2 protein-coding genes are annotated in these 7,675 nt (G+C 54.7%); both read right to left on the reverse strand.

The window, feature by feature from the left end:
* Positions 1-102: 102 nt before the first annotated feature.
* Entirely contained in the window at positions 103-4,530 is a 4,428-nt protein-coding gene (locus KQI79_RS09425) for an RCC1 domain-containing protein (protein WP_216537975.1), read from the reverse strand.
* 183 nt (positions 4,531-4,713) lie between these two features.
* The gene (locus KQI79_RS09430; protein ID WP_216537976.1) at positions 4,714-7,323 is read right to left on the reverse strand and encodes a winged helix-turn-helix domain-containing protein; all 2,610 of its coding nucleotides are present in this window, start codon (positions 7,321-7,323) and stop codon (positions 4,714-4,716) included.
* Between the last annotated feature and the right edge of the window lie 352 nt (positions 7,324-7,675).

Here is a 7,675-nt window from a genome sequence, read left to right on the forward strand (position 1 = left end):
TTCGTTGCCGCTAGCCGGCCCCGCCTCTCCGCTTGTATTCCTTCTGCTCCAACTGCTCGACGATCCCTTGCTCGTTCATTCATATCGAATTTCCTCAATATGTCATTCCCGATCAACCATACGCCATAGCATGACCACCGCTTCCGCACGTGTGGCCATGCCGTCCGGAACGAATTTGTTGCCGCCGCGTCCTTCTACTATGCCGATCTGTCTCAATGCTTCCGCCGCACCTTTCGCCCACTCTGGAATTACATGATCATCCGCGAAACCGGTTAATGCGTCGGTCTCAACGGTGAACTGAAGCGCTCTGGCGATCATCGACGCCATTTCCGCACGGATGATCGGCGCGTCCGGCCGAAACGTGCCATCATCGTACCCTTGGACGATGCCGCTCGCGACCGCTTGGGCGATCTCTTGTTGCGCCCAAGCGCCAATTTTCTCCTGATCCTTGAATGAACCTGGATTGCTTGGTGCCCCTACTCCTAATTCCGCAATCCGCCCTTGCTGCGTCAACGCATCCATCAGCATCAAGGTAAATTCCGCGCGTGTGACGGGCTGGTCGGGTTTGAACGAACCGTCGGGATAACCTTTCACCATGCCGGCGCATGCCGCCTTCCGCATGGTTGAATCCGCCCAGTGGCCGACAAGATCGGCCAATCGATGACTCTCCGGATGACAACCCGGTTTCTCCGGGTCAGTTCGGATAACGGTGACAACATAAGTTTTCTTCGTGCCATCCTCCGCAGTGACCGCGATTTCAATCCGATTATCGCCAACATGCAACATAATCGGATCGCTTTCTTTGCCCCCATCCGTCGTTGTCCCATTCAATTGGATCGTTGCTTTGGAATGCGCCGGCATTGCTTTGACGGTGAGACGATCGATCTGATTTTCTACCCGAACGGTATATTGCAGTATATTGGGCGAAAACTCTGGAGCCAGTCGACCATGGGATAGTATCAGCCCGCTTAAGCCGGCGTCGCCCGACTTGGCGGGTTGAGCGGCATGATAGACTCCGCCGCTTCCGCCGCCATAACTTGGGGGCTCCGCTCTAATAATATTCAAGATGTATTTGTTCTGCGTCACTCCGTCTCGAGCCAGCACTTGGATCTCTGCGACATTCATCCCCTGGCGCAACGCCAGGCTCTTGCCTGTTCCGCCGGGCACAGCCGCATACTCTCCATCGTTGATACGCATGCTTACCGCAGCCGTTTGAACTTCTGCCATAGGCGATATCGTAACGCTCGATGTTGTATTTCCGACATAAACCGTATAAACGGCGACGTTCGGGTCAAACCCTTGCACAGGCGTTCCGTCTATAAGAAGCTTGCTTAACCGGGCGTTATGATTGGCGGGATTGTCTAACCGAAACGGACGGGAGTGCGTTTCGATCCGATTGCCTGCCCGGTCGGAGGCGCGAATATGCAAGTACCATCTCCCTTCGGCATTGGTCATGGTCAACGTATCGCCGCTGCGAAAAAGCTTCCATTCTTCCTCTTCTTCCGAAGTTGCTTCGCTTGCTGACCATATATAGCGCAAGGAAGATTCGTCCACGCCGGCACCGGCATCATTCACCGTAACGATCGTAGAGGCGGCAGACGACAACGTATCATTTCCGTCCGGAGAAAAGTCCGCATGAGGGGCCGCTTGATCCAATCGAATGCTGACCTTCTCCGTCAAGCGGTTATCCGCTTCATCTTCCGCTTGAAACCATACATCGTATTGTCCATCGGCGGTAAAGAATACAGGCTCTGTATACGTGTTCCATGTTACACCGAAATCGAATGAATAGGTCACGGATGTAACGGCCGCTCCATCTGAGTTATAAGCCTCTAAATTGGCGATTACCGGTTCGCGAGTCCACTCCCCGCTTATGTATGGCGTCCCGTCGGCTTGCTGCAACACTGTTGTCATCGCAAGTCCGTTCGCGCTGATCTTGACCGTTCGTCGTTCCACCTTTTCGTTCCCCGCCCGGTCGATCGCCCGGAACTGCAGATGATGGACGCCGTCCGACCGGATGATGATCCCGCTCCCGGATATATCCTCTTGCCATGTTTGACCGCCATCCGACGATACTTGCAAGGAAGCCAATCCGCTCAGTGCGTCGCTTGCTTCCGCAGTCACATGAACGGCTTGGTTGATCCACATCCCATCGGCGTATGGGGATCCGTCTTCAAGCGTCATTCGCACCGTTACTTGAGGAGGCGTATAATCCAGCCGGAACCGCTCAGTCCGCTTGTCGACGGTTCCCGCTTCCGAATGGACCGCGCGTATATGCAAGTACCAGTCGCCCTCGCCTTCCGCCATACTCAATGTTTCGCCGCTGTGAAACGTCTTCCACTCCGCTTGTGCCCCCGGTATCTGATCGGTTGCCGACCATGCGTAGTTTAAAGCGAAATTTCCCGGATGTTCAACGGATACCTTTGTCACAGCGGTTTGCTTCCATTCTTCGCCGCCATCGGGGTCGAATGTAATTTCCGGCGCCCTGATCACGGTAATAGTATAGGTTTTATCGGCTCGTAAATAGGGAGATACTCGCACCGGAATGACGGTTGAATCTCCGGTGAGCGGTATGACTATTCCCTCCGAGGCGGATAATTGTTTTTTGCCGCCCGTATAAACATCCGCATACTCCGGCCGATCCAAGCCGGCTTGTATGCGCACTTCGGTTGCCGAACCGTCGACAGCTACGATATATTCTGTTCCATTCGGGTTAAAAATGAAGGGCAATTCCGTTCCTTCGTTGTCTTGCATCTGTATATCGCGCAAATCGCTTTCCGGTACGTACGTCTTGCCAAAAGCAACATTCCCCCAAGCGGCGACGCTTCCGTCCGATTTCAGTGCCAGAGTGTGATACGTGCCCGTAGCGATCGCCGCCACTTGGTCCAAATCGGACGGTATTTCATTCTGCCCGGCGTCATTATATCCCCAGGCGACGAGTGTGCCGTCTGCTTTCAGCGCCAACGAGTGGAAACTTCTCGCGGCGATCGCCGCGACTCCGTTTAGACCTGGGGGGGCACTCGTTTGGCCATAGGCGTTACCCCCCCAAGCGATGACGGTACCGTCCGTTTTCAGCGCCAGAGAATAGTCCGCCCCCGCTCCGATCGACTTCACTCCGTTCAATCCTGCCGGTACATTCGTCTGACCGAGGCTGTTCCATCCCCAAGCAACGACCGTGCCGTCCGCTTTAAGGGCAAGCGAATGGTCGTTTCCCGCAGCGATCGCCACTACTCCGTTCAGACCTGCCGGTACGTTCGTTTGACCGAGGTCATTCTTCCCCCAGGCCACTACAGTACCTCCCGACTTGAGCGCCAGCGAATGATTGTTTCCCGCAGCGATCGCCGTCACTCCGTTCAACCCTGCCGGCACGTCGGTCTGACCGAATTGGTTGTCTCCCCAAGCCACGATCGTGCCGCCCGCTTCGAGCGCGAGCGAGAAATGCGCTCCCGCAGCGATCGAAACGACCCCGTTCAACCCCGCGGGTACGTCCGTCTGACCGAGGCTGTTCAATCCCCAAGCAACGACCGTGCCGTCGGATTTCAATGCCAAGGAATGATGCTCTCCCGCGGCAACCGCGATCCCTTTGACCGGTGCGGTCAAATCCGCAGGCACATTCGTCTGGCCTTCGCTGTTGCCCCCCCAGGCGACGACAGTCCCGTCCGATTTCAAAGCCAAAGAATGGCCTGATCCTGCGGCAATCGATATGACCCCGTTCAGAGCCGCAGGCGCGTTCGATTGACCCGCACCGTTATTCCCCCATCCGATAACGGTCCCGTCCGATTTCAACGCGAGCGAGTGGGTCCATCCTGTGGCGACGGATACCACCCCATTCAGACCGGAAGGCGCGGTCGCCGCGGCTCCCCAAGAGACGACGGTGCCGTCCGATTTCAATGCGAGCGAATGGTATATTCCCGCGTCAACGGCCACGACTCCATTCAAACCGGGCGGAACGCTCGATTGCCGGAAATCATTGTTCCCCCAAGCCACAACGGTGCCGTCCGATTTTAACGCCAGCGAATGGCCCCATCCTGCGGCGATCGATACCACTCCATTCAAATCGGAAGGCACATCCGTTTGCGAGTAGCCGTTACTGCCCCAGGCGACGACCGTGCCGTCCGACTTCAATACCAGCGAATGGCTATTTCCCGCAGCGATCGATACGACCCCATTCAAATCCGCCGGAACGTTCGTTTGACCCAATTCATTGTTTCCCCAAACCACGACGGTGCCGTCCGATTTCAACGCGAGCGAATGGTTGATTCCCGCGGCGATCGACACCACTCCGCTCAGTCCCGCCGGAACGTTCGCCTGGCCGGAATCGTTCTGTCCCCAAGCGACGACCGTGCCGTCCGGCTTCAACGCCAGCGAATGGTTTTGTCCCGCCGCGATTGTCATCACTGCCCGGCTGCCGTCTCCATTCTGTGCTGCAATCGCATATGCCGGTTGGAAAACAAACGGTTGCAGGACGGCGGTCAGCATGACCGCCAACAAGGCAGCATGAAGCGCTCTTCGCATTGTTTTTCTATCCATTTTCCCCTCTCCAGTCTTGAAAAAATAGCAACGATCTTTACCCGCCAATTGGTACGAGCGGACAGCGGCGATCCTATTCTTCTTGTCCCAATCGAAATAGATGGCAACAATACGATTTTAAAGCAGAACATAACGAAAAAAATCCCCCAATCGGGGGATGTCTGGACTAGCCCTAAACTTCGCTTATTCAGGTAAACCGAGCTCCTTGGCTCGCTCGATCGCTTTCATCCGGCTGGCGACTCCCAGCTTGCCGTATATGCGCGAGCGATGCGTCTTGACGGTTTCATAGCCGATTTGCAGCCGTTCGGCGATTTGTCTCGCGCTTAAATCTTCGCGCATGCAATGAAGGACGTCCAACTCTCTTGGCGTAAGGAGAGCGGCTAACGGCGTCTCCGTTCCCGCGAACGTTTCATCGATGCCGAAACCGGACAATATTTTCCGCGCAAATTCCAAAGAAGACAGCCATCGTCCACGAAGCTTCCCTTGCTGCCGCGTTGCAATCAGTTCGATGAGAAGTCCGGACATATCGGGACCTTCGTCTATAAATATCCGCACTATCGCATTGGCCTCCGCCTTGGAAAGCGCCTGATCCAGCTTCAGCAGCGCCGGTTCCTGAAACCCTTGGCGCTTCAGCAGAAGCGAATGCATCGCCAGCACCTCCGCCTCGTCAATCGGGCGCAACTCGCTTTCCGCCAGCCCCTGCAGCCGCTCCAGCAGTCTTCCCGCTTCATCGAGCCGATCATGGGCAATCAGAGCCCTGGCGAGAAATTCGTATTCATAAAGCTGAAAGACGGATATCATATCCGAGGCGGACAATTGGTAACGTTCAATCCAAGCCGCCGCCATAGCCGCATCGCCTTCCATCAGGGCAAGCCGAGCTCGTTCCGTTTCCAGCAGCAGAATACCCCGCCGTATATTCATCCGCTTCATCCAATCGATGCCGGCGTGCAGTATATCTTTGGCCGCCTCGCTCTTCCCCTCGGCCGCCTTAAGCCGCGCCCGCAGAATACAATTTGGAATCCGTTCGAATTCCGAACGCGCCGGAAGCTGCTCGATCCATTTCAGCGCCTTTCCCGCATAGTGCTCCGATTGCTGCAAATCGTTCCATAAATACCTCAATTCGCCGTGATGGGAATAAAGTCTGCCTAAAAAAGACGGGTTCGCCTTTCGAAAAATGTCGGCCATCTGCATCGTATAGGGAGTGGCCACTTCCGGGGACGCATGTCCGTTCTCGATGGCGTATGATCTTACGTCGATCGCTTGCAGAGGCGCATCTTCCTTTCCGTAGATCAGAGCGATTCCATGTGGAGCGTAAAACTCTGAGAGCCGAAAATGCTCTCTGGCCCGGTTCAGATCGTGATGGAGAAAAACCATCGTGTTGCCTCTTACATAATGTATCCAGCCCAAATACCGGCTGCGCTCCGCCTCGCTCCATTCCGGGGACGCTTCCTCGTACCAGCGTTGCGCTTCCTGCAACTTGCGTTCCGCCAGATGCCCTTGCCCGCTGTTGCTGAGCGAGAGCGCATAAGAGAAGTACAACATCGGATGCTTCAGCAAGATTGCGTTGGGGATCGAGGAGAGCCACCCACGCAGGACGGACCACCCCCGGTTCACCACGTTTGCCGCCGTCTCCTCAAGCAGCTCGACCGCTTGGTCGTAATGCCGTCCGAGCAAATAATATTCAATCGCTTCTTCGTCCAGCTGCCGCTCTCTGCAGCAGTCTCCCGCTCTCAAATAAAGTTCGGGAACGGATGCGGGATCATGCTTCTCCAGCTGTTTGCGCAAAAATTCGGCGAACAGATGGTGAAATCGGTACCAATCTCCTTTCGCATCCAACGGCACGATGAATAGTTGCCCATCCTCCAACGCTTCGATGTAAGGCCGGCTGTCCCAACCGGTTACCGCCTGGCAGAGCGGAGCGTTCCACCGGGACAATATCGAGCATTTCATCAAAAATTGCCGCATCGGCTCGCTCAAATGCCGGAATACCTCCTGCAGCAAGTAACGTTCCACCTGCCGCAAATCTCCGGAAAATTCGCGCAGCGCCTCCCCAACGGCATCCTCCTTGTCACGAAACGAAAGTGCGGACAGCCCGGCAATCCAACCTTCCGTTTTGCGCACCAGCGCTGCAGTCGTCGCATCGTCCCATTCCAACCGCATACAATTCCGGTAAAACAATGTTCCTTCCCGTTCACTGAACCGAAGCTCCTCCAAAGTGAAACAGGTGGCCTTCCCGTCGATTTCCAGCCGGGACAAGTCGAACCCGGGATTTGTACGGCTCATGATGCAAAAATGGACCGAGTCCGGCAAATGAGCCAGCAAATACGCCAGTCCTTGGACAATCCCCTGATCCCGGATGACATGAAAATCATCGAGAACAACCGTAATCGGTTTCGACAACCGTTGCAAATCGCTGAGAAACAGGCGAATCGCCTGTTCGAAATCCATGGAAGCGAGTTGAGCAGACGCTTGAAGCACATTATCGGCAATCCCCCGATCGACCGATTCGAAGGCAGCAGCCATGTATCGCCAGAAGCGGATCGGTTGATTGTCCCCTTCATCCAATGAAATCCATGCTGCTTGCACGCGCGAACTGCGAATCCAATCGCTCACCAATGTCGTCTTCCCGAATCCCGCCGGGGCGCAGATGAGCGTAAGCTTGCCCTTGCGCCCCTCGTCCAGCCTCTCGAATAAACGTGAACGATAGACACTCGAGGGGACGCTTTCGGGAATATGCAATTTCGTACCTATTGGAACCTCTGTAGCCAAGAAGTCATGCCGTATATCAGCCATTTCGCCTTCCTCCGAATCATCGAAAATCACACGATACTATTTTTATTTTACTATAGATATCGATCATGGCCTTCTTCTTCGTACTAAAATTTACAAAAAAACTATTAAACCTTGTATGATAACATTCGAGATACTAACCCCACTCTCGCAAAACAAACGGCATGTTGCGACCAAATCCATAAGCGCTCCTTCATAGAACCTGCATTTGAGGCTGTTTGTACGAAAATAAACTATTTAACATTAAAGCGCTAAAGTCCCTTGGACCGAAAAGGTTTCCTAAGCAACATTAATATCCATAAAGTTACAGTTATGCTGGGACTATCTCACGTAGCTCTACTTCATAACCCATTTG

Source organism: Paenibacillus sp. MSJ-34 (assembly GCF_018918005.1).
In the GTDB taxonomy this organism is placed as follows: Bacteria; Bacillota; Bacilli; order Paenibacillales; family Paenibacillaceae; genus MSJ-34.

Excerpts from the sequence above, each read along its gene's own strand:
- KQI79_RS09430 (WP_216537976.1), bottom strand. The coding sequence starts at position 7,323 with ATGGCTGATATACGGCATGACTTCTTGGCTACAGAGGTTCCAATAGGT.
- KQI79_RS09425 (WP_216537975.1), bottom strand. The coding sequence starts at position 4,530 with ATGGATAGAAAAACAATGCGAAGAGCGCTTCATGCTGCCTTGTTGGCG.